The sequence below is a fragment of the Christiangramia aestuarii genome, assembly GCF_009735585.1.
In the GTDB taxonomy this organism is placed as follows: domain Bacteria; phylum Bacteroidota; class Bacteroidia; order Flavobacteriales; family Flavobacteriaceae; genus Christiangramia; species Christiangramia aestuarii.
Genome location: NZ_VJVW01000083.1, coordinates 1 through 454 on the forward strand (window position 1 = coordinate 1; position 454 = coordinate 454).

Annotated in this window: 1 protein-coding gene; it reads right to left on the reverse strand. The window is 71.6% G+C overall.

The genetic code is table 11. The annotated features are described in order from the left end of the window. Positions 1–454: amidohydrolase family protein (locus tag FLP08_RS17010; protein ID WP_500681181.1), on the reverse strand; the 454-nt coding region annotated here is incomplete at both ends.

A 454-nucleotide genomic window follows, 5' to 3' on the forward strand; every position in this document is an offset into this window, starting at 1 on the left:
CACCAGTCCCTCCCCGGCCAGCGCGGGGAGCATCGTCGAGCAGATATGCTCGATGTAGTCGTCGGCGCGCCCGGCGTATTCCGGCGGTAGCGCATGGGCAGCCAGGCAGGTGCTGCGCACGGTCGCCGGCAGGCGTTCGCCGAGGCGGCGGATGACCCGCAGCATCTTGCGTTCGCTGGCCAGGTCGAGGCCGTAGCCGGACTTGATCTCCAGCGCCGTCACGCCGTCGCGCAGCAAGGGCTCCAGGCGCTTGCGCGCGCTGGCCAGCAATTCTTCCTCGCTGGCCTCGCGGGTGGCGCGTACGGTGCTGGCGATGCCGCCGCCGGCGGCGGCGATCTCGGCGTAGCTGACGCCCTCCAGGCGCTGCTCGAATTCGCCGCTGCGGTTGCCGCCGAACACCGCGTGGGTGTGGCAGTCGATCAACCCCGGGGTCAGCCAGGCGCCATCGAGGTCG